Raw genomic sequence first — 22994 nt, 5'->3', positions numbered from 1 at the left:
AGTCACGGAGACTTCTCGCCACCCTCGGAGGCTCGTGGACCAGCCAGGCGAGTGACCGCCACATGGGAAAAGAACACCGGGATGCCGAGCAGATAGCGGCTGGCCAGGCGCTTGGGCTCCAGGTAAAGGCGGTACACCCACTCCAGGCCCGTGTTGCGCATGAGCTCGGGGGCGCGCGTCACCTTGCCCCCCAGGAAGTCCAGGATGGCACCCCCGTTGACGATGAGCACCGGGTGGGAGAGCCGCTCCCGCAGCTTCACCGCGATGTCCTCCTGCTTGGGCATGCCCATGGCGAGCAGGATGAGCTCCGGCTTCGTCTCGGCGGCCAGCTCCAGGTATTTCTCGGGCGGTGAGAAACCATCATGGCAGGCCACCACCACGAGGCCCTCGGCCTCCAGCTTCTGGCGGGCGGTGTCGAGCCAGGGTGAGCGGGTGCCGAACAACGCAGCGCGTCGACCTTGGTAGGCGCGGGCAATCTTGGGGATGAAGTCCGTGCCGTTCATGTTCAGGCCCGGCTCACGGCCGAAGGCCTTCATGCCCAGCTTGACGCCGATGCCGTCGCGCAGCAGCAGGTCCGAGCGCAGCAGGCTCTCCAGCATGGAGGGCGTGTTCCACCCCAGGTTGGCGGCGTGCGCGTTGACGAAGGAGACGATGTACGGGCGCGAAGGGCGCTGCAGCGCCTCGAGGAGCGCCTGCGCCGCGGGCTCGTCATCGATGCTCTGGATGCGCTCGTGCAGCGCCAGGAAGTCCTGGGTGCGCTGGGCCAGCGTGCGGTCCGGGGAAGTAGCCGTCATGCCTCCGCACTCCTGAGTGACTTGCGCATATGGCGGTGGGGGATGTTCACCTCGGTGAAGGGCTCACCGTAGACCGCATAGCCGAGGCGCTCGTAGAAGGGGACGACGGGAGCGCGCGCGTGGAGGTGTACGTGTGTGAAGCCTCGCCGCTGAAGCTCCGCCTCCAGGGCGGTGACGAGGCGCGCGCCCAGTCCCTGGCCCTGGAGCGTCGGGGTGACGGCCATCTGGAAGAGGCGGCCACCGTGGGCATCCTCGGGGTTGAAGAGGACGCAGCCGACCACGGCGCCAGACTGGCGCGCCACGAGGTGGAGGCTGTTGGCCTCGAAGGGGAAGGCCACCGCGGAGCGCGGGAAGCCGAGCGGCTCGCGCAGCACGCGGAAGCGCAGCTCCAGCTCCTCGGGATAGAGGGGGTGCTCGGGGTGGATGAAGAGCAGCTCGGTGTCATCCATGGGTCTGTTCGAGGCGGTGGGTGAGGTAGGCACGGAGGGTGGGGGCCAGGGGCAGCCGGAGCGCGGCCTCCAGGTCGATGAAGTCGGCCCACACCACCTCGCGGTGGTCGATGGAGAGCGGAGGCTCGTGCTTCACCTCCAGCTCCAGGAAGTAGACGTGGTCGCGCTTGAACTCTCCCCGGTCTTCTACGTCGAAGGCGGGGCGCAGGGAGGCGGCCTCCACGGAGAGGCCCACCTCCTCGCGGAGCTCGCGCGTGCCGGTCTGCACGTGGGACTCGCCCGGGTGGGCTCCGCCGCCGGGCATGCTGAAGAGGCGCTTGTAGGAGTTCTGCAGGAGCAGCACCCGTTGGCCGCACCACACGGCGACGAAGACACCCTGGGTGGCCGGGCGGCGCACGAACCAGTACGCCATGGCCAGCGAGTAGGCGCCCCGGTAGGCCACGCGCGTGAGGGCGTCGGTCACCTGGCGCGCCGCGGAGCGGTTGTCGGTCTCGGGCCGCATTCAGTAGGAGCCCGAGAGCTGCAACGTGAAGGTGCGGCCGTACTGCGGCACCGCGGCCTTGGAGGTCTCCGCGCTCACGGGCAGCACGTAGCGCTCATCGAGCAGGTTCTGCACGCCGGCGAAGTAGTGGAAGCGGGAGAGCTCTCCCGAGACGCCGAGGCTCAGCAGCACCGCCTCGCCGTTCTCGGGTCCGCCGACGCCGGCGCCGCGAGCGCTCTGGTAGGTGGCCTGGGAGGCCAGGCGCACCTGGCCATCTCCCAGCGGCAGCAGCGCGCGCCCGGAGATGAGGTGGGCGGGCCGGGCGGCCTTCACCTCGTCCGAGGCGTGGCGCAGGCTGACGTAGGAGTAGCTCAGGTCCACCAGCAGGTAGCGTCCGGGCTGCCAATGAACGCCCGCCTCGGCGCCCCAGGCGAGCGTCTCGTTGCGGCTGTTCTTGAAGACGATGCATTGCACGCTGCCCTGCGGCGTGCCGCACATGGGCGTGGCCAGCTCGTCGACCTCCAGGGTGATGAGGTTGGAGATGCGGTTGTGGTAGCCGGCGACGGTGAAGCGCAGCTCGTCCGTCAGGTCGTGCGAGTGCTCCAGCTCGAAGGTGGAGATGGTCTCCGGGTCCAGCTCCTCCGCGGGGCGCTGGGTGAGGAGTCGGTCGTCGTAGAACAGCTCGTAGACTGTGGGCGCGCGGAAGGCGCGGCCGGCGACGAGCTTGGTCAGGCCGTTGGAATACGGTCGCCCGATGACGGCCAGGCGCGGGGTGATGGGCAGCGCGTCCAGGTCCAGGTACTTGTCCACGCGCAGGCCGGCGGACACGCTCACCTTCGGGTGGAGGCGCCACTCGTCCATCAGGTAGAGCGACAGCAGCGTGCGCGTCTTGGTGGGCAGCGGCTCTCCGCCTCCGCCGAAGCTCTCCTGCTCCACGCGGACCTGGCCCTGGCCCTCCAGGCCCACCGTGAGGCGGTTGGTCTCGGTGAGAGAGAGCAGCACGCGCGCCTCGGCCGAGAGCCAGTCGGCCCGGCCGGCGTCGGTGTCTCGGCGCAGCGTGTCGCTTCCGTCCTCCTCGTACATCCAATAGCCCCGGTAGCGGCTCAGGTCGAAGGCGCCGCGCAGCGAGAGGCTGACGCGCTCGTTGAGGGGGCGCTCGTAGCGCGCCTCGGCGAAGCCGCGCACGTCCTGCACCTGGGTGCCCTGGACGTTGACGACGGTGTCGAACGGGCCGGTGGGGATCTCCTTCACGCGGCTGTGGAGCTGGGCCATGAGCGTGAGGTGGCCGAAGCGCGCGCGCAGGGAGCCGCCGATGGCGCGCTCGCCGTCCAGGCCCTGCACCAAGGTGTCCTCTTCTCCTGGCGCGGCGGCCCCCAGCAGGGTGATGTCGGCGCCCGAGGCATGCATCGTCGCGAGCGACACCAGCACGGAGCGGTCCTCGCCGTCCTCCCACGCGCCGGCGGCGTGGATGCCCGCGGCCCCCAGCGCGCCCACCGTGCCCGTCACCTCCACATTCCGCTGGGTGCCCAGTGAGTCGCGAGGCACCACGTTGATGACGGCGAAGAAGGCGCCGGTGCCATACAGCGCGCTGCCAGGGCCGCGCACCACCTCGATGCGTTCGACTTCCTCCAGGTCCACGGAGAGATCATGCGCCGCGTAACCCTGGCCGGCCCACACGTCATTCATCGAGTGGCCATCCCAGAGGATGAGGATGCGGTTGTTGAGATCTCCCGGCGGGGAGAAGCCGCGCACGCCCACGTACGTGTAGTTGCGGTCATCGGAGAGGAAGAAGCCGCGCACGCCGGATAGCGCCTCGGCGAGCGTCCGCCAGCCGAAGGAGCGCAGCTCCTCCTGGGTAAGCACGGTGGTGGAGGCGGGGGCCTCGTCCACGGCCGTCAGGCCCTTGGACGCGGCGCGCACGGGCGGAGGGACATAACGCAGCTCGGCGTGGACTTTGACTTCCTGCTCGGCCACCACCTTCACCGTGCGGCGCAGGGGGCGCACCTCGAGGCTTTCCACCTCGAGGACGTGGTCGCCCTCGGGGAGGGTGACGACGGTGGGGGTGAAGCCAGCGGGCTTGCCGTCCACGCGCACGGAGGCGTTGTCGCGGTTGGCGGTGACGACGAGGCGGCCGGTGGGCCTGGCCTGGGGCCCGAGCGCCACCTGGGCGTTGACGCTGCCATCGGCGGGCACCTCCACCACGAGCTGCGCGGTGGCGTGGCCAGGGGCGCGTACGTGGAGCACGTGCTGGCCAGGAGTCAGGGCGAGTTTTCCAGGCACCTGGGCCAGGACGGGCCCATCCGGGGAGGTGCGCACTTCGGCGCCGGCGGGGGTTCCCGTGAGCTCCACGGTGCCGGTGATGAGGGTCAAGTCGAAGTCCTGCGGCATGGATTTGCCGCGAGACAAGGTGACGCTGGCCTCGGCGGGGCGGTAGCCCTGCTTCTTCACCATGACTTTGTGGCGGCCGGGCGACAGCGCGAGCGTCTGGGGCGAGCGTCCTCGGCTGCCCAGGTCGATGCGGTCGATGTAGACCTCGGCGCCCTCGGGGGTGGTGGTGACGCGGACGAGGGCGACCTTGGGGCGGAGCCGCTCCAGCGAGCGGCGAATCTCGACAGCGTCCTCGTCCGGCAGCGCCTCGCTGGCCAGGTCGTTGTAGTAGCGGTAGGCCTCGTTGAAGCGGTTCTGGGCCTCGTAGCAGCGGGCGATGTTGAAGAGGACGTTGCGGTTGGGCACCAGGCGGTAGCTGTTGAAGTAGGAGCGCAGGGCCTCGTTGTAGTTGCCCTTGGCGTAGGCCTCGTTGCCCAGCTCGAAGGCGACATCCGCCTCATCCGCGGTGTTGTTGGCCAGCGCGAGGCAGGGAGCAAGCAGCAGCGACAGGATGAGCAGACCGGGGCGAAGCGATGTCATGGGGGCTACGACATTCTCCCCACCTGAAGGGGAGAGGTCCACGGGCCGGCTCGCGAAAATCGCCTCCGAGCGGGTCCAGGCAGGCAGGCGGGGTTAGGGAGCGGGGGGCATCGCCAGCGCGGCGGCGAGGGTGCGGGCGGCGGCCTCCAGCTCCTCGGCGGGGAGGTGCTCGGCGGGAGTGGCCTCGAAGACGGCTCGGCCCCAGAGGTGGCGAGGGGTGTCGGCGAAGCGCGGTACCAGGTGCAGGTGACAGTGGCGCAGCACATCGCCGATGGCGAAGGCGTAGGCATGCTCGGCGCCGAGCACCTCGCGCTGGGCGCGCATCACCCGGGCGGCGAGGGCGCCCAGCTCACGCGCCGTTGGCTCGTCCAGATCATAGAGGGCACGCGCGTGCCGCTCGCTGGAGATGACCACCCAGCCCCGCACGGGACTGGGCCCGGCGACGCCATGGAGCACCAGCCCAGGCAGTCGAGCGAGGACTCCTCCCACCGGGCGGGTGTCACCGCGGACGATGGCACAGCCCAGGCACGGCTCATTCACGTCGGACATAGGAGAACCGTACCAGTGGAACGGTCCAGGCTGATCCAGGGATGATCCAGGGCAGGCATCCAAGTCAGGCTGATCCAGCCGAGGGGACGCCTTGGGTTATTCGGAGCGGCACCACCTTGACGTCAAGGGGGTGAGTCGGAGAGTGTCCACACGCCGCCGTGTGTCGCGGCGCTGACGCTTCAGAAAAACTTAAAGGTGGGGAAGATGAAGAAGCTGGTAATGGCTGCAGTCGTACCGCTCCTGGCTTTCGGCTGCGGCGATGACCCTGTGGACGCGAACGGTGATGGCATCGCCGACGGGGTTCAGACGCCGGACAACGTGTCGGTGGTGGTGCCGGCCAAGCCGAAGGGCACCGTGTCGGGCCAGGTGCTGACGACGCAGCACAAGCCGCTGGCGGGCGCCAACGTCTCGATGACGATCGGCAGCGATCTGGCCACGAAGGTGGCGCAGACGGACGCCGAGGGCAACTTCGCGTTCAAGGACATTCCGGGCGGCGCCCAGGTGCTGCTGACCTTCGCCAAGGACGGCTACGCGCCGCTGCGCGCGGTGGGCCGCGTGCCGGTCGAGGCGGGCAACATCCCCATCAACGACGGCAACGCCAGCTTTGGCCCCGTGGTGCTGAGCGAGAGCAACGGCACGGTGAAGTTCACGCTGATCTCTCCGACGGGCCGTCCGGCCGAGGGCGTCCGGGCGACGCTGCAGGTGGAGTCGGCGGGCACTGTGCTCTTCGGGCCGACGGACTCGACCTCGAGCACGGTGGTGGCCGAGGCGACCGCGGACAACCAGGGCATCGTGACCTTCAACAACGTGCCGCCCCCGGCCGAGATCGACCGCATCACCACGTCGGCGGTCTACAAGCTGATCGTCTACGCGCATGACGCCAATGGCGACGGCATCCTCGAGTCCAATGGCCGCACGGTGTCCTACTCGGGCTCGGGCCTGCTCACGGGCGCCAACGCCAAGCCGCTGAGCCTGGCCTTCACCTACGACCCGGTCGAGGCTCTCGCGGTCGAGCACAGCAACCTCGCGGTGCTCCGGGGTGGCTCGACCGTGCCGCAGTACAACATGCTCAAGACGGGCGAGAGCGTCTACATCGTCTTCAACCAGCCCGTGCAGACCAACTCGGTCGTCGTGGGGCTGACCGACGAGTACGGCAAGGAGAGCCTGCCCATCAACAAGGCGGTGACGAACGGCGGGACGGTCCTGACGCTCAGCCCGCAGAGCGTTCTGCCGGGCAAGGAGTACAACCTCTACTACCGTGCCGTTTCGCTGAATGGTGACAGCTTCTCGTCCGATACCATCTCCTTCTTTGGCGGAGATGTTGCCAGTCCCCAGCCCATCAGCGTCGAGAGCGTCCGGTTCCAGGAGGCGAACAACACCAACAACGGGACCATCGACTCGAGCGTGACCGCGGGCGGCGGTGAGGACGTCTACGTCAACTTCAACCAGGTGATGAAGGCGCGTGTCGGCACGCAGTTCGCAGTCGTGTACTTCCACGCGGACCTCAACAACAGCAACACCATTGGTGACGCTGTGGGCGAGCGCAACCCGTTGACGGGCAAGACCCTCAGCCCGAACTCGGGCTTCCCGCTCGTGTCCGCCGAGCCGCTGGCGCCCATCGCCACCCGGACCCCGGCGGAGCGGCCGGTGTTCAACTTCGCCGCGTCGGGCTACACGACCCGCTTCCGCTTCCGGTACACGGGTAATTACTCCAACGGGACGACGACCGTGCCCTACACGTCGCTCAACCCCACCTCCAACTTCCCCATGTTCATCGCGTTCGCCGCCCTGGATCCGACGGTGGATGCCTACGAGTCGGGCTGGGGTGTCTCGCAGACGGCCGACATCACCGTCAACGGCTCGACCATCACGCCGATCGCGGTGCCCGTGGCGACGCCGTGATGTAGGTGTCTTGATTTCAGCTTAGAGGCAGTGTCGCCGCCCTCTCGGAGTCTGATCCGAGGGGGCGGTGTCGTTTTCCAGACACTCTTTTCGCGCTCTGGTGCACGCCTGGAGTCCAGGGGGGAAGGGGCGCCTGGGCAAGACCGTGTATAAAATGGCCCGGCACTGATCCCCAGCTGTTGGAGAACCCCGCGCCATGAGTCAGTCGGCCAAGAAAGTCCTGCCACTCGCCGAACTCGCCGAGCTCGCTGCAAGCGCCGAGCCCAACGGCTCGAAGAAGCGCGTGCTCGTCGTGGACGACTTCGATGATGCCCGGGAGATGTATGCCGAGTACCTGGAGTTCGCTGGCTTCCAGGTGGAGACCGCGCGCAATGGCGCCGAGGCCGTCGAGAAGGCCCAGGAGGCCTCGCCCGACATCATCCTCATGGACCTCTCCCTGCCCGTCATGGATGGCTGGGAGGCCACCCGCCTCATCAAGCAGGACTCGCGCACCCGCGACATCCCCGTGATGGCGCTCAGCGGGCATGTGCTCGCCGGCAGCGAGAACCACGCCAAGGAGGCCGGAGCCGACGAGTTCGTCGCCAAGCCGTGTCTGCCGCAAGACCTCGAGAACAAGATCCGCGGCATGCTCAAGCCGAGCAAGGCGAAGGGCAAACCCTAGCTCTCCTGCTCGCCCATCCGCTCCCGGGAAGGCTTGATTGCCGAGGTCCGGGCGCGTAGGCACCTCACGTGGCCTCTCCCGCCTCCTCGACGCCGCCCGAGACGTGGACTCCTCCTCAGGAGTTCGACGAGTATCGTCTGATACGGCTCATCGGCCGCGGACGCACGGGACGGGTGTATCTGGCCCACGACACGCTGCTCGAGCGCCCCGTGGCGGTGAAGTTCATCCCCGCCCTGGGACCCAACGCCCTGGCGCGCTTCCTCGTCGAGGCCCGCGCCGCCGCTCGCATCCAGCACCCCAACGTCGTCACCCTCTACCGCGTGGGCCAGCTGGAGGATCAGCCCTACCTCATCTCCGAGTTCATCCGTGGCGTGAGCCTGGACCGGCTCGCCAAGCCCGTGCCCTCGGAGCGGGCGCTGTCCATCGGCAAGGACCTGGCGCGCGGCCTGAGCGCGGCGCACCGGCGCGGCGTGCTCCACCGCGACATCAAGCCCGGCAACGCCGTGCTCACCGAGAGCGGCGAGGTGAAGCTGCTCGACTTCGGGCTCGCCAAGCTGCTCGACCCGACCGCCGCGGCCACGGGAACTCAGCCCGGCCCCGTTCGGCCTCCCACGCCGCCGGAGCTGCCTGCGGAGCTGGACCCGGACGCGAGCCCCGGCTTCGGCGCCCGCTCGCTGGATGGTGTCTTCCTGCCCTCGTTGCCCCGGGGCTCGCTGGTGGGCACGCCCTATTACATGTCTCCCGAGGCGTGGGCCGGCGAGGAGCTGACCACCCGCAGCGACGTGTACTCGCTGGGCGTCATCCTCTACGAGCTGTGCGCGGGCAAGGGCCCCTTCCGCGACGTGCCCTGGCGCGAGCTGTCCGAGATGGTGCGCTCGCGCGACGCCAAGCCCCTGGCGGAGGCCGCGCCAGGAGTGGACGCGGGCCTGGCCGCCGTCATCGATCGCTGTCTGCTGCGCGAGGCCTCCGAGCGCTACGCGTCCGCCGCGGCCCTGCTGGATGCCCTGGAGCAACTGGGCCGGGACGAGAGCGCCTCGGGCGCCATCCCCGAGGGCAATCCCTACCGCGGCCTCCAGGCCTTCGAGGCGGAGCACCGGGCCCTCTTCTTCGGCCGACGGCGCGAGCAGCGCGCGGTGCTGGAGCGCCTCAAGGGCGAACCCTTCCTGCTCATCACCGGCGACTCGGGCGTGGGCAAGTCCTCGCTGTGCCTCGCCGGTGTCATCCCCATCATCGCTGACGGGGCGTTGGAGGACGGACGCACCTGGCGCAGCGTGCGGCTGGTGCCCGGCCGCCGCCCCGTGGCCGCGCTCGCCGCCGCGCTGGCCCCCGTGCTGGAGATGGAGGAGGAGGCGCTGGCCGAGCTGCTGCGCACGGAGCCCTCGGGTCTGGCGCGACGGCTGCGCGCCAAGCTGGGCGCGAGCGAAGGGCTGTTGGTCTACATGGACCAGCTCGAGGAATTGGTGACGCTCGCCAGCGCCGAGGAAGCGGCGCAGGCGGGCAGTGCCCTGGGCGAGCTGGCCGAAGGTGTCACCGGCGTGAGGCTGCTGGCCACCGGGCGCAGCGACTTCCTCACGCGACTCACGGCGGTGCCCGGCCTGGGTGGCGAGGTTCCGCGCGCGCTGTACCTGCTGCGGGCCCTCACGCCCGAGGAGATGCGCGAGGCCATCGTCGGCCCGGCGCGCGTCAAGGGCGGGCGCTTCGAGACCGAGGCGCTGGTGGACACGCTGGTGGCCTCCACCTCCACCACCGAGGGCGGACTGCCGCTGCTCCAGTTCGCCCTGGCCGAGCTGTGGGAGGCGCGGGACACGGCCTCCGGTGTGATTACCCAGGCGGCGCTGGATGGGCTGGGCGGCGTTGCCGGAGCGCTGGCGCGACACGCGGACGCGGCGGTGGACAGCCTGCTGCCAGATCAGCGCGTGGCCGCGCGCGGGGTACTTCTGCGCCTCATCACCGCCGACGGCACGCGCGCCCGCAAGACGGACCGGGAGCTCGTGGGAGAGGACCCGCGCTACCGCGCCGCGCTGGAGGCGCTGGTGCGCGCGCGCCTGCTGGTGGCCCGGGAGGCGGAAGAGGGCACCTCCTATGAAGTGGCGCACGAGGCGCTCGTCACGGGCTGGAAGACCCTGGCGCGCTGGCTGGCGGAGGCCTCCGAGCGCCGCGAGGTGCAGGCCCGGCTCGAGGCGGCGGCCGCCCACTGGGAGCGGCTGGGGCATGCCCGGGACGTCCTCTGGGGAACGCGACAGCTGGCCGAGACGGCCGTGCTGGATCCGGGCGAGCTGACGCGCCGCGAGCAGGACTTCCTGGAGGCCTCGCGCCGCACGGTGGTGCGCAGCCGCCGCATGCGCCGCGCGCTGGCCGCGGGCTTCCTGGGGCTGCTGGCCCTCGTATATGGCGGTGGCCGGCTGCGAGAGCGGCTGAAGGTGGAGCAGGACGTCCAGGCACACCTCGCCGAAGCCACCCGAGTGCTCGATCAGGCCCGGAAGGAGCGCGAGGCGCTGACCGCCGAGCGCACGGAGGCCTTCCGGCTCTACGACTCCGGCGGCAAGGAGCAGGGAGACAAGGCCTGGACGCACGCGGCCGCCCGGAGCATGCAGGTGCGCCAGAGCTTCGACCACGTGGCGGATCGGCTCGAGCGCGCGCTGGTGCTCGCGCCGGGGCGCCAGGATGTCCGCTCCGCGCTGGCGGACTACCTCTATGAGCGGGCCCTCCTGGCCGAACAGGAGGGAGAGGCGCTCATGCTCCCGGCGCTGCTGCAGCGGCTCCAGCTCCATGATGTCGGCGCGCATCGCTGGAAGCGGTGGAACGTCCCAGCGCTCCTCACCGTGGAAGCGGACGTGCCCGAGGCCACGGTGGAGCTGCGCCAGGTGTCTCGCGACGCCGAGGGCCACGAGGTGCTGTCCGATCCGTTGCCGGCAGCCGCGGGCCCCTGGAAGGAGGTGCCCGTGCAGCCAGGAGACTATCGGCTGACGGTCCTCGCTCCGGGGCGTGAGCCCGCCTCCCTGCCGATCAAGCTGTCGCGCGGAGAGCAGCTTCAGCTCAAGCTGCCGCTGCCGCGCGCGGGCTCGCTGCCGGAGGACTTCGTCTACATACCTCCAGGGCCGCTGCTCTTCGGAAGCGCCGCCGAGGCCAGCGTCCGGGACTTCTTCAACGCCGTCCCGCTCCATGAGGTGGAGACCGGCGGCTTCCTCATCGCCCGCCACGAGACGACGTACGCCGACTGGATCGCCTTCTTGGAGGCGCTGCCCGCCGACCAGCGCGCCAAGCACACGCCCAACCTGGGCTCGCTGGTGAAGCTGGAGCAGGTGAGCGGTGCCTGGCAGCTGACGATGCAGCCCAGCACCATCACCTATACGGTGCGCGCCGGAGAGAAGCTGCGCTACGCCAAGCGGGACCGACGCGTCGCGCAGGACTGGCTGCGCATGCCCGTGTCCGGCATCACCTTCGAGAGCGCCAAGGCCTATACGGACTGGCTGGGTCGGACAGGTGGCGCGGTGCCGGGGGCTCGTCTGTGTACGGAACTGGAGTGGGAGCGTGCCGCGCGCGGCGCTGACGGGCGCGAGTACCCCCACGGAGACAAGCTCCGGCCGGACGACGCCAACTTCGATCACACCTACGGAAAGCAGGCCGGGGGGTTCGGCCCGGACGAAGTCGGCAGCCACCCCGCTTCGCGCAGCCCGTTTGGCGTGGATGACATGGCGGGCAACGTCTGGGAATGGACACACTCCTGGCTGGAGCCCGGCAAGCAGGTGGTGCGGGGAGGCAGCTACTACTTCGCGGCCACCACCGCCCGATCCTCCAACCGCGAACTTCCCGAGCCGGGAATGAGAGACCCGACGCTCGGTTTGCGCGTGTGCGCCGAGCTGCCCGAGCCTCGACGCTGATCGGCCCCTGGGTCCATCCCAGGATTCGTGCGGCACACTGCTCGCTTCTCAACTGAGCAGGAGAGCTCATTGTCCTTTCGGGACAGTCGAGTGCCCTCCGGTGGACGGTGCAAGTGCCTGCGTGTTTCGGCGCCGCTTGTCCCTCTGGAGCCCAGTACACACCGTGGCCCTGCGGTCACGGATGGCTGGGGAGGTTCCAATGGGTGCTAAGCACGTGGTGGGGGCAGCGGTTGCTGCCTGGGTGGCGGTGGGGTGTGGCGTGTCGCAGCCTCAGGTGGAGTCCACCCCTTCGATGGATACGGCGGTGGCGAAGCTGGCCTCGCCCAATGGTCGGAATATGAACGGCCGGAACATGAACGGCTCGTTCCTCAACCGGATGCTCGTTGCGGTGCGGTATGACGGCGCCAAGCGCGAGGGCATGAGCACGCCGATGGACTCGGTGTGGCTGGAGGGCTCGGTGCTGCACGGCCTGAGCGACACCGAGGAGCTGTCCGGGCTGGATTTCCTGAAGGTTCGCTTCACCGGTGAGCTCGACAACGGCCAGACGGTGGCGCTGCGGGTCGACAGCGCGACTCAGGGCCAGGGCGCCGATCAGGACATCTGGAGCTACGGGGTCTCGTACCAGGATCCGGCCGACGGCTACTGGTACCCCATCTGCACCAACGCCGATGGCTCGCCCGCCAAGGCCATCGCCCTGGAGAACCGCTGGGACTACCGCCAGGGCGTGGAGGGCGGCGGCTCGAAGATCTACGACGCGAGCGCCTTCACCTTCGCGTGCGAGGGCGCGGCGCTCGCCAAGTGCGTGCGCTTCGGCTACGCCCCCTGGCGCTCGCTGGGCGGCACCAGCCTGGAGGGGCACCACCAGGCCTGCACCCGCATGGTGCGCGCGGACTTCTGCGGCGATGGCACCTCCTATACGGTGGATGGCAACTGGGTGAACCTCTACGACTCGATGAACGTGCAGGTGGATTCGGAGTCCTGGGTGGCCGAGGCCGAGTGGACGAGCAACGGTGCCAGCTGCGTTACCTCGAAGACGCGCGCCACCTCGCCCATCCAGTGCGGCTCGGGCATGGTGGTGAACGACTGCGGCACGAACTTCTCCTCGGGCGCGCTCCTCATCAGCGAGACTCCGCCGGCCCAGCCGTAGTCCGACAGGCCTGACAAGGCCGCTGGCCCGCCGCTCTCGGGCGCACGAACTGTGCGCTTGGGAGCGGCTTCCTGCGTTCCTGCTGTTGCCCTTCCGGCCAAATCCGCCTAGGAGGGCACCCTGGCGGGTAGGCCAAACCGCTCCAGACAGGGAGACAGGGTCCATGCGACAGGTTCCGGGAGGGAGGCCTGATGCCTCCGGGAAGTGCTACCGGACGGGCATTCTGCTGGGGGCGTTGGTGGCCGCCATGGTGGGCTGCGACGGCCAGAAGGCAGAGGCCCCCGCCGCGCCGCAGGCCGAGGCGCCGGTGGCGCTGAGCGCGGAGAACGTGACGCGCGCGGAGGTGCGCAAGCTGGAGAGTGGCCCGGTCATCTCCGGCTCCCTGCAGGCGCGCCGCGCGGCCACCCTGCGCGCCGAGGTCGGCGGCGCCCTGTTGGAGATGAAGGTGGAGCAGGGCCAAGCGGTCAAGCGCGGCGAGCTGCTGGCTCGCATCGACGACGCCACCCTGCAGGATCAGCTCATCGCCGCGCGCTCCGCGGCGCGGGTCGCGGAGAACGCGCTCCAGGTGTCCAAGGCCGAGGAGGAGCGCAACGGGAAGCTGGCCCAGGCGGGCGTCATCACCCAGCGGGACTTCGATCGGGTGAAGCTGGCGCGCGAGCAGGCCGAGGCTCAGCTCTCCGAGGCCCAGGCGCGCCTGGCGCTCTCGCAGGAGCAGCTCGCCCGCACCCGCATCAGCGCTCCCTTCGACGGCGCGGTGAGCGAGCGCCAGGCGAACGCGGGCGACGTCATCGCCCCGGGCACTCCGCTGGTCACCGTGGTGGACCCCACGAGCCTGCGGCTGGAGGCGGCCGTCCCCGCCGAGCACGCTGGCAAGCTCCAGGCCGGCACTCCCGTGGACTTCCGCGTCTCGGGCTACGGGGACCAGGGCTTCACGGGGAAGATCGAGCGCGTCAACCCGGTGGTGGATCCGACCACCGGGCAGGTACGCATCTACGTCGCCATTCCGAACGTCGAGCAGTCGCTGCTGGCCGGGCTGTTCGCCCAAGGGCGCGTGGCCTCGGAGTCTCGCGAGGCGCTCTCGGTGCCGGTGGGCGCGGTGGACCTGCGCACGGCCTCGCCCACGGTGCTGCGGGTGAAGGACGGCAAGGTGGAGCGCGCACAGGTGGAGCTGGGCCTGCGCGACGATGTGGCGCAGCGCGTGGAGGTCCGCTCCGGCCTCCAGGCGGGGGACGTGGTGGTGATGGGCTCGGCGCGTGAGCTGGCCGAGGGCACGCGCGTGGAGGTGGCGCAGGCCCCGGCGCAACCGGCGCAGCCGACGCAGGGCCTCACCCCACCCACGCCGCGCTGAAGCCGCTTTCCGCTCGCCCACGCCCTTTCTTCGGGAGACGCCGTGTTCATCTCCGACTTCGCCATCTCACGCCCCATCGTCACCATCACCTCGATGGTGGCGCTGGTCATCTTCGGTCTCGTGGCCCTCGCCAACCTGCAGACCGACGAGTTCCCCGACGTCCAGCAGCCCGTCGTCGCCGTCACCATCATCTACCCGGGCGCCTCACCCGACGTGGTGGAGCGGGAGATCGTCGAGCCCATCGAGGACGCCATCTTCAGCATCAGCGGCGTGGATGGCACCAAGACGACCTCGAGCGCCATCGACGGCCTGGCCCAGTTCACCGTCTTCTTCGACTTCGAGAAGGACGTGCAGCAGGCCACGCAGGACATCCGGGACGCCATCTCCACCAAGCGCGCGGACCTGCCGCAGGAGATGGAGGAGCCCATCCTCTCGCGGTTCGACCCGGCGGACATTCCCATCCTCTCGCTGACGCTGACGTCCGACACGCTGCCGGCCACGACGCTCACGCGCATCGCGGACCCGATGGTGGTGCGCGAGCTGCGCTCCATCTCCGGCGTGGCGCAGGTGACGGTGGTGGGCGGCATCGAGCGCGAGCTGACGGTGGAGCTCAAGCCGGCGGCGCTCCAGGCGGCGGGGCTCTCGGTGGCGGAGGTGGTGCAGGCGCTCCAGTTCCAGAACCTCGCCGCGCCGGTGGGCCGCATCACCGAGGCGCTGGAGGAGCAGACCATCCGCCTCAAGGGCCGGCTGGAGAGCCCCCTGGACTTCACCAACGTCGTCATCGCCCAGCGCGGGGGCCAATCCATCCGGCTGGGACAGGTGGCCGAGGTGCGGGATGGCACGGAGGAGCCGCGCACGCTGTCGCTCTTCAACGGCAAGCAGGCGGTGGGCATCGACGTGCTGAAGTCCAAGGGCTACAGCACCACGGATGTGGCGGACAAGATCCGCGAGCGGGTGAAGGCGCTGGAGCCCAAGCTGCCCGCGGGCGCGCGGCTGGAGATCGTCCGCGACGCCGGCACGCGCGTGGCGGCCGCGGTGCTCAACGTGCAGGAGGCGCTCGTGGAGGGCGCCATCCTCACGGTGCTGGTGGTGTTCCTGTTCCTCAACTCGTGGCGCTCCACGGTGATTACGGGCCTGGCCCTGCCGGTGAGCGTGCTGGCGGCCTTCATCAGCGTGTGGGCGTTCGGCTTCACCCTCAACACCATGTCGCTGCTGGGCCTGTCGCTGGCCATCGGCATCCTCATCGATGACGCCATCGTGGTGCGCGAGAACATCGTGCGCCACATCGAGATGGGAAAGGACCACCTGACGGCCTCTCGCGAGGGCACCAGCGAGATTGGCCTGGCGGTGGCGGCCACCACCTTCTCCATCGTGGCGGTGTTCGTCCCCATCGCCTTCATGTACGGGGTGGCCGGGCAGTGGTTCAAGCCGTTCGCCCTCACCATCGCGTGCGCGGTGCTGGTGTCGCTCTTCGTGAGCTTCTCGCTGGACCCGATGCTCTCGGCGTACTGGGCCGACCCCCAGGTGGAGCATGGGGCGCGGCGGGGCCTCATCTCGCGGGCGCTCTCGCGCTTCAACAATTGGTTCGACCGGCAGGCGGACAACTACAAGCGCGTCATCGCCTGGGCGCTGGACCACCGGATCGCCATGGTGCTGCTGGCGGTCGGCTCGTTCGTGGGCGCGCTGATGCTGCAGGGCATGTACGGCGGCGCGGGCTTCGTGCCGGTGAGCGACAACAGCGAGATGGAAGTGCTGGTGGAGACGCCTCCCAGCTCCAACCTGGAGTACACGCGGCGCAAGGTGGAGGAGGTATCTCGCATCATCTCCGCACACCCGGAGGTGGCCTATACGTACTCCTCCATCGGCACGCCGCTGCCGCTGCGCTCGCCGGGCGTGGACCAGGCGCTGGTGTACGTGCGGCTGAAGCCCAAGGACACGCGCGAGCTGAGCCAGGACGCGCTGGGCCACATCATGCGCGGCGAGGTGACGAAGGTGGGTGGGGCGAAGGTGTCCGTCTTCACCAGCGGCTTCGGCGGGGCGTTCAAGTCCATCCAGCTCGAGCTGCGCGGGCCGGACGCCAATACGCTCAACAGCCTGGCCGAGAAGATGATGCACGAGGTGGAGAAGGTGCCGGGCGCGGTGGACGTGGGCCTGTCCACGCGCGGGCAGAAGCCAGAGCTGGAGGTGGAGCTGCGGCGCGGGCTGGCGGGGCAGCTGGGGGTGACGGTGGGGCAGGTGGCGCTGTCGCTGCGGCCGGCCTTCGCGGGCCTGGACTCGGGCGACTGGGTGGACCCCACGGGTGAGACGCGCGACGTGATGGTCCGGCTGGCACCCGAGGCCCGCAGGAGCCCGAGCGATCTCGCGCAGCTGCCAATCGTGCTCCCCGGAGGCCCGAACGGCGCGCCGGTGGTGCTGCCCCTCGGACAGGTAGCGGACATCCGCGAGACGGTGGGCCCCGCGCAGATCAACCACCTCAACCGTGAGAAGGTCGTCAACATCCAGGCGAACGTGCAGGGGCGCTCGCTGTCGGAGGTGCTCAATGATGTGACGGCGCGGCTGGCGAAGACGCAGCTGCCGGCGGGCTATGTGCTCTCGCAGGGTGGAGAAGCGGCGGACACGGAGGAGGTGTTCACTCGCGTGCTGACAGCGCTGATCATCGCTGTGGTGCTGATGTACCTCATCCTGGTGATGCAGTTCGGCTCGTTCCTGGATCCGATCGCCATCCTCGTCTCGCTGCCGCTGTCGCTCATCGGCGTGGTGCTGGCGCTGCTCATCACCGGCGACACGCTGAACATCATGAGCCTTATTGGCGTCATCCTGCTCATGGGCATCGTGGCCAAGAACGCCATCTTGCTCATCGACTTCGCCAAGTGGTCCCACGAGAAGGGGATGCCGCTGCGCGACGCGCTCATCGAGGCGGGGCGCATCCGTCTGCGGCCCATCATGATGACGACGCTGGCGCTTATCGCCGGCATGGTGCCGGTGGCGCTGGGCCGCGGCGAGGGCGCGGACTTCCGCGCGCCGCTGGGCCGCGCGGTGATTGGCGGCGTCATCACCTCGACCTTCCTGACGCTGCTGGTGATTCCGACGATCTACGAGATCCTCGCCAACACGCGCTCGAGGCTCTTCGGCTTCTTCCGGCGCTTGTCCGGGCGGGGCACGTCGGGCCCGACCCATGGTGGAGGCGGTGAGCCCCGCCCGGTGCCTCAGGCCCGGCAGGAGTAAGGGGCTCAGGGAGGAGGGGGCCGGCTGAAGATGTCGGCGTCGCGCCCTTCTCCCCCGGGGGCTCCGTCCGCTCCGAGGCTCCAGATCTGGGGCGCACCTCCGCGCAGGGCATAGTGGTACTCGAAGTTCCATGGGTCTCTCGGGAGAGATTCGAGCGCTTGGGCTTGGACGAGCGCCCGCAGGCCCTCCTCGGTCGAGGGATAGCGTCCCTGGTGCTGCCGGTAGAGCTTGAGCGCGAGCTGGATGTTCTTGATGTCGAGCTGGGCGCGATCCACCCGCCCGTTTCGATGGAAGCAGCCGTGCAAGACCGCCAAGCCGAAGGAGAGCAGGCTCACCAGGGTGAGGCAGCCCACGGCATAGCTCACCACGAGGGCGAGCTGCGCCAGGAGCCGGGAAGGCTGGCGTGAAAGGCTGGGGTAGGGCGTCATCGCTCGAGGCTCCTTGCGTGTGCCCGGGAGCGATTCAACGCGCGTGCCGCCTTGCTTCTCCAGGGGAGGAGCCTCGCGTCAGCAGAGGGACAGGACGTCGTGTCACGGGAGCGTTCAGAGGCGCGTGCCACTCTGACAACGCGGGCGTCCTCTGGACGCATGAGGGCTGGCCGCATCGGATATGGTGCCTCCCCGCACGCTGCGGGATGCGTGGGAGGTGCGAGGTTGGCAGTGGGCTTGAGCAGCGAAGAGTCCCGGAAGCTGGTCGCCGCGGCCCTGGATGCGCTGGACGTGCGCAACCTGGTGCTGAGCATCCACGATCCGAGCTTCCCCAGTGAACCGGATGAGGACACCGGCCGTGGCTCGCCGTACACCCGAGGCGCCGCCCGCTTCCTCGCCTTCGCCCGTGAGCTGGGCTTCAACGGCATCCAGCTCGGTCCCCAGGGGCAGACCTCCGAGTCCAATGCTTCGCCGTATGACGCGACCCTCTTCTCGCGAAACGTGCTCAATGTGCCGCTCGCCAATCTCACGCAGGAAGAGGGCGGCCGGCTGCTGAGTCCCGAGCGGCTCGCGGCGCTGATCTCCTCCCGCCCCACGGCAGCGGGGCCGGGTGAGCGCTACCGCTACGCCTTCCGAGCCTCCTACGCCGCGCTCGATGAGGCGTGGAGCACCTTCCAGCGCGAGCGGACCCGAGCGGATGCACGCCCCGCCCTTCGGGAGATGGCTCGGCGCTTCGAGGACTTCGAGAAGGAGCACCGGGGCTGGTTGCGGCGGGACGCCCTCTTCGAGGCGCTCTGTGTCGAGCACGGGCAGCGCGACTGGAGACGGTGGGCGGGGCAGGGAGAGGCGGCGCTCGATGCGCGGCTCTATGCCCCGGAGCTTGGAGAGGAAGCCGCGAGCGACGCCCGTCGCCAGGCGCTGCGCGTGAAGTACGCGGAGCTCCTCGAGCGCTACGCCTTTCATCAGTTCCTCGTCCATTCAGCCCACGACGAGCTGCGAGCCCGCTCGGCCCAGGCAGGGCTGAAGCTCTACGGCGACCTGCAGATCGGCTTCTCGCTGGAGGATGCCTGGTCGTGGCAGGGCCTCTTCCTGCGCACCTATCTGATGGGCGCTCCGCCCAGCCGCACCAACCCCGAGGGCCAGCCGTGGAACTACCCGGTGCTGGACCCGAACCGGTTCTTCGAGCCGCGGGAAGGTGCCTCGCCGGAGCATCGTGCCGGCCCCGTGCTGCGCTTCATGGACGCGCGCATGGACAAGATGCTCGGCGAGTATGACGGCATCCGCATCGACCATCCGCACGGGTTGGTGTGCCCCTGGGTCTACCGTGTCGAGCTGCCAGACAGGTTGCGCGCGGTGCAGACCGGCGCCCGCCTCTTCGACTCGCCGGACCTGATCGACCACCCGGAGCTGGCCCGCTACGCCATCGCCACGCCCGAGCAGCTCGACCCCTCGGCGCCGCGCCACGGCGATGGCTGGGTGCGCACGCTCACCCCGGAGCAGGTGCGCCAGTACAGCGTCCTCTTCGACACCATCGTCACCTCCGCGCGCCGCCACGGCCGCCAACTCACGGACCTGCTCGGCGAGGTGCTCAGCACGCAGCCCTATCCGCTCCAACGGGTGCTGGCGCAGTACGGCTTGGGCCGCTTCCGCGTCACCCAGAAGGCCAACCTGAAGGACCCGACCGACGTCTACCGCAGCGAGAATGCCGCCCCCGAGGACTGGGTCATGGTGGGCACCCACGACACGCCGCCCCTGTGGCGCGTCGCCGCCGCGTGGCGGGAGGCCGGCACGGACCGCGCGCAGGCCGAATACCTGGCGTGGCGCCTCCACCCCGAGCCCGAGGGACGCGAGGCCTTCGCGCGCCAGCTCGTGGAGGAGCCCGGGCTGCTGGTGCAGGCGAAGTTCGCCGACCTCTTCGCCAGCCGCGCGCGCAACGTGATGATCTTCTTCTCGGACCTGCTCGGGCTGCACGACGTCTACAACGCGCCCGGCACCGTCAACGAAGAGAACTGGACCCTGCGCGTCCCCTCCGACTACCCGCGCGAGTACCGCGAGAAGCGCGCCCGCCACGCTGCGCTCAACCTGCCCAAGGCCCTGGCCCTGGCCCTTCGCGCGGGAGGAACCGACTCCCGCGTGCGACACCGCGAGCTCATCGAAGGCCTGGAGCGCCTGGCCGCTGAACCGTAGCGGCCCCGGCGCGGGGCCTCAGTGCTGCACGTCCACCACGAGGCGGGTGGGCTCGCGCAACTCCATCACCCGGTACTTCTTCGGGCTCGCGTTACCGAGCACCCACGTCACCTCGCCCTCGAAGTCGCAGGTGAGCTTCAGCTCCTGGATGACCGGCAGCGAGGACTTGCGCTCCCGCTCGGCCACTGTCACCTGGCCGCCTTCGTGCGCCTGGGCAGGGGTGAGGCTCACCTGGAGCACGCCCTGGCCCGCCACCGGAATCTCGTTCCCCGAGGCGCAGTGGTGGACCGGCTTGTCCACGTACTCGATGCGGTAGCCGGGCACCTGCGTCCCGTTGAACTCGAACACCACCCGATCGAAGCCCTCGTTGCGGGCCTCGCGCACCGAGCGCAGCGTCACCGGCGGAAAGCCCGTGCGCTCCAGCTTCACGTCGTTCGCCGTCCACTCGCGGTTCTTCGCATCCTCGGGCGCCACCGAGCCCGTCGGGGCCGGCGTCGGCGGGGCGGTGTCCGAGGGCGCCGGGGTGGGCGCCGGCTCCGAGGGCGCGGGCGGATTCGCCTCACCCGAGGGCGGTGGGGGAGGGGGCGAGAGCGGGGGCGCGGAGTCCCGCGCCTCGGGCGTGGCCGGCACGGTCTGCACGGGCGGAGGCGCTGGCTCCTCCTTCTTGCTGCACCCCGCAACCACCAGACAGCCCGCCAGCCAGAGGGGCTGCATCCACCGGGAGAACACCTTCACCTGCGTCATCCGTCATGCTCCTGTGAGCCCGGGCCGCCGGGCCGGGGCCTCCTCTCGCATGGGAGGCCCCTACGTTCCAGTGCGGATCGCCTGCGAGGGCTCGCGTGGAGGGCCGAGAATTCGGGGCTCGGCGGCAGGGTCGACCACCCAACGGAGTGAAATTTCCCTGACAGCAGCCAACCTTCGAGGTAGTAGAAGGTGAACTGTGCGCCCGGGGGGGACTGGCATCTTACGCGCGGATCACCCATAACGCCCTTCCTCGGTCCTGCTAAACCCACCGCCTGGAGTTCCTCGATGCCCTCCATGCTTCCTGTCCTCGGGTTGTCCACCCCCTGCGGGGCCTTCTCCTGTCTCAAACAGGGCGCCAGCAGTCCGGAGGTCGAGTACCTCCAGCGCCAGCTCCAGGTAGCGGGTTTCAACCCGGGACACGTCGATGGCCTCTTCGGCCCGAAGACAAAAGCCGCGGTGATGGCCTTCCAGCGCGCCCGGGGCCTCGAGGTGGACGGCATCGCCGGCCCCCGGCTGTGGGCGGCGCTCGATGTGCAGCGCGGCTCGGGGCAGCGCCCGGTGCTCAAGCGCGGGCTGAGCGAGCCGGTGGTCGAGGTGATTCAGAAGCTGCTGGCCGCGCACGGGTTCGACCCGGGCACCAAGGACGGCATCTTCGGCCCGAAGACGGAGCGCGCCGTGCTCGCCTTCCAGCGGGCCATGGGCCTGGAGGCCGACGGCGTGGTGGGCCCCAAGACGTGGAGCGCCCTGAGCGGCATGGTCCTGCCACAGCGCTCGGTGGCCTGATCTCCCAGGTAGGCTGTACTCCCGGTGTGCGATGCCGGGCCGCGTCGTGGCTATCAGTGCCAATCATGCTCCCTTGAAGCCGATGGATGACGCGTGCGCGGCGCGCGGCGTGTATGGTCCGTGCGCCCGTGGTGCTCCAGTCCCCGGGCGCCAACCGGAGCAATTTCATGGCCCTTGATCTCACCCAACTTCCCAAGCGGGACGACGCCAACGTTGGCACCATGGCGCGCGGCCTCGTCGGCAGCGAGATCCTCCGCATCGCGGCGGAGATTCGTGAGCTGACCGCGCAAGGCCGCAAGGTGTGCAACCTCACCGTGGGCGACTTCAGCCCGCGCGAGTTCCCCATCCCCGCCTCGCTGGGCCAGGGCATCGCCAACGCGCTCCAGGCAGGCGAGACCAACTACCCGCCCTCGGACGGCGTGTTGGACCTGCGCCAGAGCGTGCAGCGCTTCTACGAGCGCATCCTGGGCGTGAAGTACCCGCTGGAGGGCATCGTCATCGCTGGCGGCGCGCGCCCCATCATCTATGGCACCTACCGCGCGGTGCTGGATGCGGGCGACACCGTCATCTACCCGGTGCCCTCGTGGAACAACAACCACTACACGCACATGATGGGGGCGAAGGAAATCGTCGTCGCCACCCACCCCGACCAGGGCTTCATGCCCACGGTGGAGCAACTTGCCCCGCACCTGCCCCAGGCGCGGCTGCTATGCCTCTGTAGCCCGCTCAACCCCACCGGGACGATGATCTCCGCCGAGGCGCTGCAGGCCATCTGCGAGCGCGTCGTCGCCGAGAACCGCGCGCGCCAGAGCCGGGGCCAGAAGCCGCTCATCCTGATGTACGACCACATCTACTGGACGCTCAGCTTCGGCCAGGCCAAGCACGTCACCCCGGTGACGCTGGTGCCCGAGGTGGCGCAGTACACGGTGTTCGTGGATGGCATCTCCAAGGCGTTCGCCTCCACGGGCCTGCGCGTGGGGTGGGGCGTGGGCCCGCCGTCCATCATCTCGCGCATGCGCGATGTGCTGGGGCACGTGGGGGCGTGGGCACCCAAGCCCGAGCAGGTGGCCACCGCGCGTGTGCTGGATGACGTGGCCGGCACCGACGAGTTCCTGAAGACGATGCGGCTCCGGGTGGACGAGCGGCTGGAGGCTCTCTACCAGGGCATCGCCCGGATGCGCGAGGCGGGGCTGCCGGTGCGCGCGATTGCTCCCCAGGGCGCCATCTACCTGTCGGTGCAGTTCGACCTGGTGGGCAAGGCGGGGCTGCAGAGCAACGACGCCATCCGGAAGATGCTGCTGGAGAAGGCCAGCTTCGGGGTGGTGCCCTTCCAGGCGTTCGGCCTGAAGGACGACACGGGCTGGTTCCGACTCTCGGTGGGCGCCGTCTCCATGGCGGAGATCCAGGACGCGCTGCCTCGGCTGGAGGCCGCCATCCGCGCCACGCTCTCCGCGGCCTGACGCCCCGCGCCTTGGCGGTGGGCCCGCGCCGGGAATAGCCTCTCCGGG

At 69.7% G+C, this 22994-nt stretch carries 16 protein-coding genes; 9 read left to right on the top strand and 7 right to left on the bottom strand.

Annotated features, from left to right (window positions below; translation table 11 throughout):
* Positions 1 to 2: 2 nt before the first annotated feature.
* From SYV04_RS06380 to SYV04_RS06360, 5 genes are all read right to left on the bottom strand, one after another.
* A complete protein-coding gene (locus SYV04_RS06380; RefSeq protein ID WP_321544722.1) occupies positions 3 to 794 on the bottom strand; it encodes a WecB/TagA/CpsF family glycosyltransferase in 792 nt (263 codons plus the stop codon).
* Entirely contained in the window at positions 791 to 1243 is a 453-nt protein-coding gene (locus tag SYV04_RS06375; protein ID WP_321544721.1) for a GNAT family N-acetyltransferase, read from the bottom strand. Before SYV04_RS06375 ends, SYV04_RS06380 begins: the two co-directional genes overlap by 4 nt.
* Positions 1236 to 1745 carry an NUDIX hydrolase gene (locus SYV04_RS06370; protein ID WP_321544720.1) on the bottom strand — a complete coding sequence of 170 codons (510 nt, stop codon included), beginning with the start codon at positions 1743 to 1745 and terminating at the stop codon, positions 1236 to 1238. The genes SYV04_RS06375 and SYV04_RS06370 overlap by 8 nt, the downstream gene beginning before the upstream one ends.
* Complete coding sequence (locus SYV04_RS06365; RefSeq protein WP_321544719.1) at positions 1746 to 4631, bottom strand: TonB-dependent receptor domain-containing protein; 2886 nt, start codon at positions 4629 to 4631, stop codon at positions 1746 to 1748.
* Between the two features lie 93 nt (positions 4632 to 4724).
* Positions 4725 to 5180 carry an HIT family protein gene (locus SYV04_RS06360; protein WP_321544718.1) on the bottom strand — a complete coding sequence of 152 codons (456 nt, stop codon included), beginning with the start codon at positions 5178 to 5180 and terminating at the stop codon, positions 4725 to 4727.
* Between the two features lie 204 nt (positions 5181 to 5384).
* Between SYV04_RS06360 and SYV04_RS06355 the strand changes: the two genes are divergently transcribed.
* The 6 genes from SYV04_RS06355 (at position 5385) to SYV04_RS06330 (ending at position 17344) form a co-directional block, all read left to right on the top strand.
* Complete coding sequence (locus SYV04_RS06355) at positions 5385 to 7082, top strand: carboxypeptidase-like regulatory domain-containing protein (protein WP_321544717.1); 1698 nt, start codon at positions 5385 to 5387, stop codon at positions 7080 to 7082.
* 196 nt (positions 7083 to 7278) lie between these two features.
* The gene (locus SYV04_RS06350; RefSeq protein ID WP_321544716.1) at positions 7279 to 7743 is read left to right on the top strand and encodes a response regulator; all 465 of its coding nucleotides are present in this window, start codon (positions 7279 to 7281) and stop codon (positions 7741 to 7743) included.
* Positions 7744 to 7811: 68 nt separating this feature from the next.
* Positions 7812 to 11624, top strand: a complete 3813-nt coding sequence (locus tag SYV04_RS06345) for a bifunctional serine/threonine-protein kinase/formylglycine-generating enzyme family protein (protein ID WP_321544715.1) — start codon at positions 7812 to 7814, stop codon at positions 11622 to 11624.
* Between the two features lie 199 nt (positions 11625 to 11823).
* Positions 11824 to 12771 carry an ADYC domain-containing protein gene (locus SYV04_RS06340; RefSeq protein ID WP_321544714.1) on the top strand — a complete coding sequence of 316 codons (948 nt, stop codon included), beginning with the start codon at positions 11824 to 11826 and terminating at the stop codon, positions 12769 to 12771.
* A gap of 163 nt (positions 12772 to 12934) precedes the next feature.
* Positions 12935 to 14119, top strand: a complete 1185-nt coding sequence (locus SYV04_RS06335; protein ID WP_321544713.1) for an efflux RND transporter periplasmic adaptor subunit — start codon at positions 12935 to 12937, stop codon at positions 14117 to 14119.
* Positions 14120 to 14161: 42 nt separating this feature from the next.
* Positions 14162 to 17344 carry an efflux RND transporter permease subunit gene (locus tag SYV04_RS06330; protein WP_321544712.1) on the top strand — a complete coding sequence of 1061 codons (3183 nt, stop codon included), beginning with the start codon at positions 14162 to 14164 and terminating at the stop codon, positions 17342 to 17344.
* A gap of 5 nt (positions 17345 to 17349) precedes the next feature.
* Here the strand turns inward: SYV04_RS06330 and SYV04_RS06325 are convergent, their stop codons facing one another.
* On the bottom strand, positions 17350 to 17772 hold the full coding sequence (locus tag SYV04_RS06325; protein WP_321544711.1) for a type II secretion system protein GspG: 423 nt from the start codon (positions 17770 to 17772) through the stop codon (positions 17350 to 17352).
* Positions 17773 to 17997: 225 nt separating this feature from the next.
* Between SYV04_RS06325 and SYV04_RS06320 the strand changes: the two genes are divergently transcribed.
* Positions 17998 to 19959 carry a 4-alpha-glucanotransferase gene (locus tag SYV04_RS06320; protein WP_422723913.1) on the top strand — a complete coding sequence of 654 codons (1962 nt, stop codon included), beginning with the start codon at positions 17998 to 18000 and terminating at the stop codon, positions 19957 to 19959.
* Between the two features lie 18 nt (positions 19960 to 19977).
* Here the strand turns inward: SYV04_RS06320 and SYV04_RS06315 are convergent, their stop codons facing one another.
* On the bottom strand, positions 19978 to 20703 hold the full coding sequence (locus SYV04_RS06315) for an AMIN-like domain-containing (lipo)protein (protein WP_321544709.1): 726 nt from the start codon (positions 20701 to 20703) through the stop codon (positions 19978 to 19980).
* Between the two features lie 285 nt (positions 20704 to 20988).
* On the opposite strand from SYV04_RS06315, the gene SYV04_RS06310 reads away from it, so the two are divergent.
* Positions 20989 to 21486 carry a peptidoglycan-binding domain-containing protein gene (locus SYV04_RS06310; protein ID WP_321544708.1) on the top strand — a complete coding sequence of 166 codons (498 nt, stop codon included), beginning with the start codon at positions 20989 to 20991 and terminating at the stop codon, positions 21484 to 21486.
* A 167-nt stretch (positions 21487 to 21653) separates the two neighbouring features.
* A complete protein-coding gene (locus tag SYV04_RS06305) occupies positions 21654 to 22946 on the top strand; it encodes a pyridoxal phosphate-dependent aminotransferase (RefSeq protein WP_321544707.1) in 1293 nt (430 codons plus the stop codon).
* Positions 22947 to 22994: the final 48 nt, after the last annotated feature.

Origin of the sequence: Hyalangium ruber (assembly GCF_034259325.1) — a bacterium.
Classification (GTDB): domain Bacteria; phylum Myxococcota; class Myxococcia; order Myxococcales; family Myxococcaceae; genus Hyalangium_A; species Hyalangium_A rubrum.
The sequence above is the reverse complement of the archived record's forward strand: the minus strand, read 5'-3'. Positions and strand labels throughout refer to the sequence as shown.

Excerpts from the sequence above, each read along its gene's own strand:
- SYV04_RS06335 (WP_321544713.1), top strand. The coding sequence starts at position 12,935 with ATGCGACAGGTTCCGGGAGGGAGGCCTGATGCCTCCGGGAAGTGCTAC.
- SYV04_RS06355 (WP_321544717.1), top strand. The coding sequence starts at position 5,385 with ATGAAGAAGCTGGTAATGGCTGCAGTCGTACCGCTCCTGGCTTTCGGC.
- SYV04_RS06370 (WP_321544720.1), bottom strand. The coding sequence starts at position 1,745 with ATGCGGCCCGAGACCGACAACCGCTCCGCGGCGCGCCAGGTGACCGAC.
- SYV04_RS06380 (WP_321544722.1), bottom strand. The coding sequence starts at position 794 with ATGACGGCTACTTCCCCGGACCGCACGCTGGCCCAGCGCACCCAGGAC.
- SYV04_RS06375 (WP_321544721.1), bottom strand. The coding sequence starts at position 1,243 with ATGGATGACACCGAGCTGCTCTTCATCCACCCCGAGCACCCCCTCTAT.
- SYV04_RS06360 (WP_321544718.1), bottom strand. The coding sequence starts at position 5,180 with ATGTCCGACGTGAATGAGCCGTGCCTGGGCTGTGCCATCGTCCGCGGT.
- SYV04_RS06350 (WP_321544716.1), top strand. The coding sequence starts at position 7,279 with ATGAGTCAGTCGGCCAAGAAAGTCCTGCCACTCGCCGAACTCGCCGAG.
- SYV04_RS06325 (WP_321544711.1), bottom strand. The coding sequence starts at position 17,772 with ATGACGCCCTACCCCAGCCTTTCACGCCAGCCTTCCCGGCTCCTGGCG.
- SYV04_RS06310 (WP_321544708.1), top strand. The coding sequence starts at position 20,989 with ATGCCCTCCATGCTTCCTGTCCTCGGGTTGTCCACCCCCTGCGGGGCC.
- SYV04_RS06305 (WP_321544707.1), top strand. The coding sequence starts at position 21,654 with ATGGCCCTTGATCTCACCCAACTTCCCAAGCGGGACGACGCCAACGTT.
- SYV04_RS06315 (WP_321544709.1), bottom strand. The coding sequence starts at position 20,703 with ATGACGCAGGTGAAGGTGTTCTCCCGGTGGATGCAGCCCCTCTGGCTG.
- SYV04_RS06365 (WP_321544719.1), bottom strand. The coding sequence starts at position 4,631 with ATGACATCGCTTCGCCCCGGTCTGCTCATCCTGTCGCTGCTGCTTGCT.
- SYV04_RS06340 (WP_321544714.1), top strand. The coding sequence starts at position 11,824 with ATGGGTGCTAAGCACGTGGTGGGGGCAGCGGTTGCTGCCTGGGTGGCG.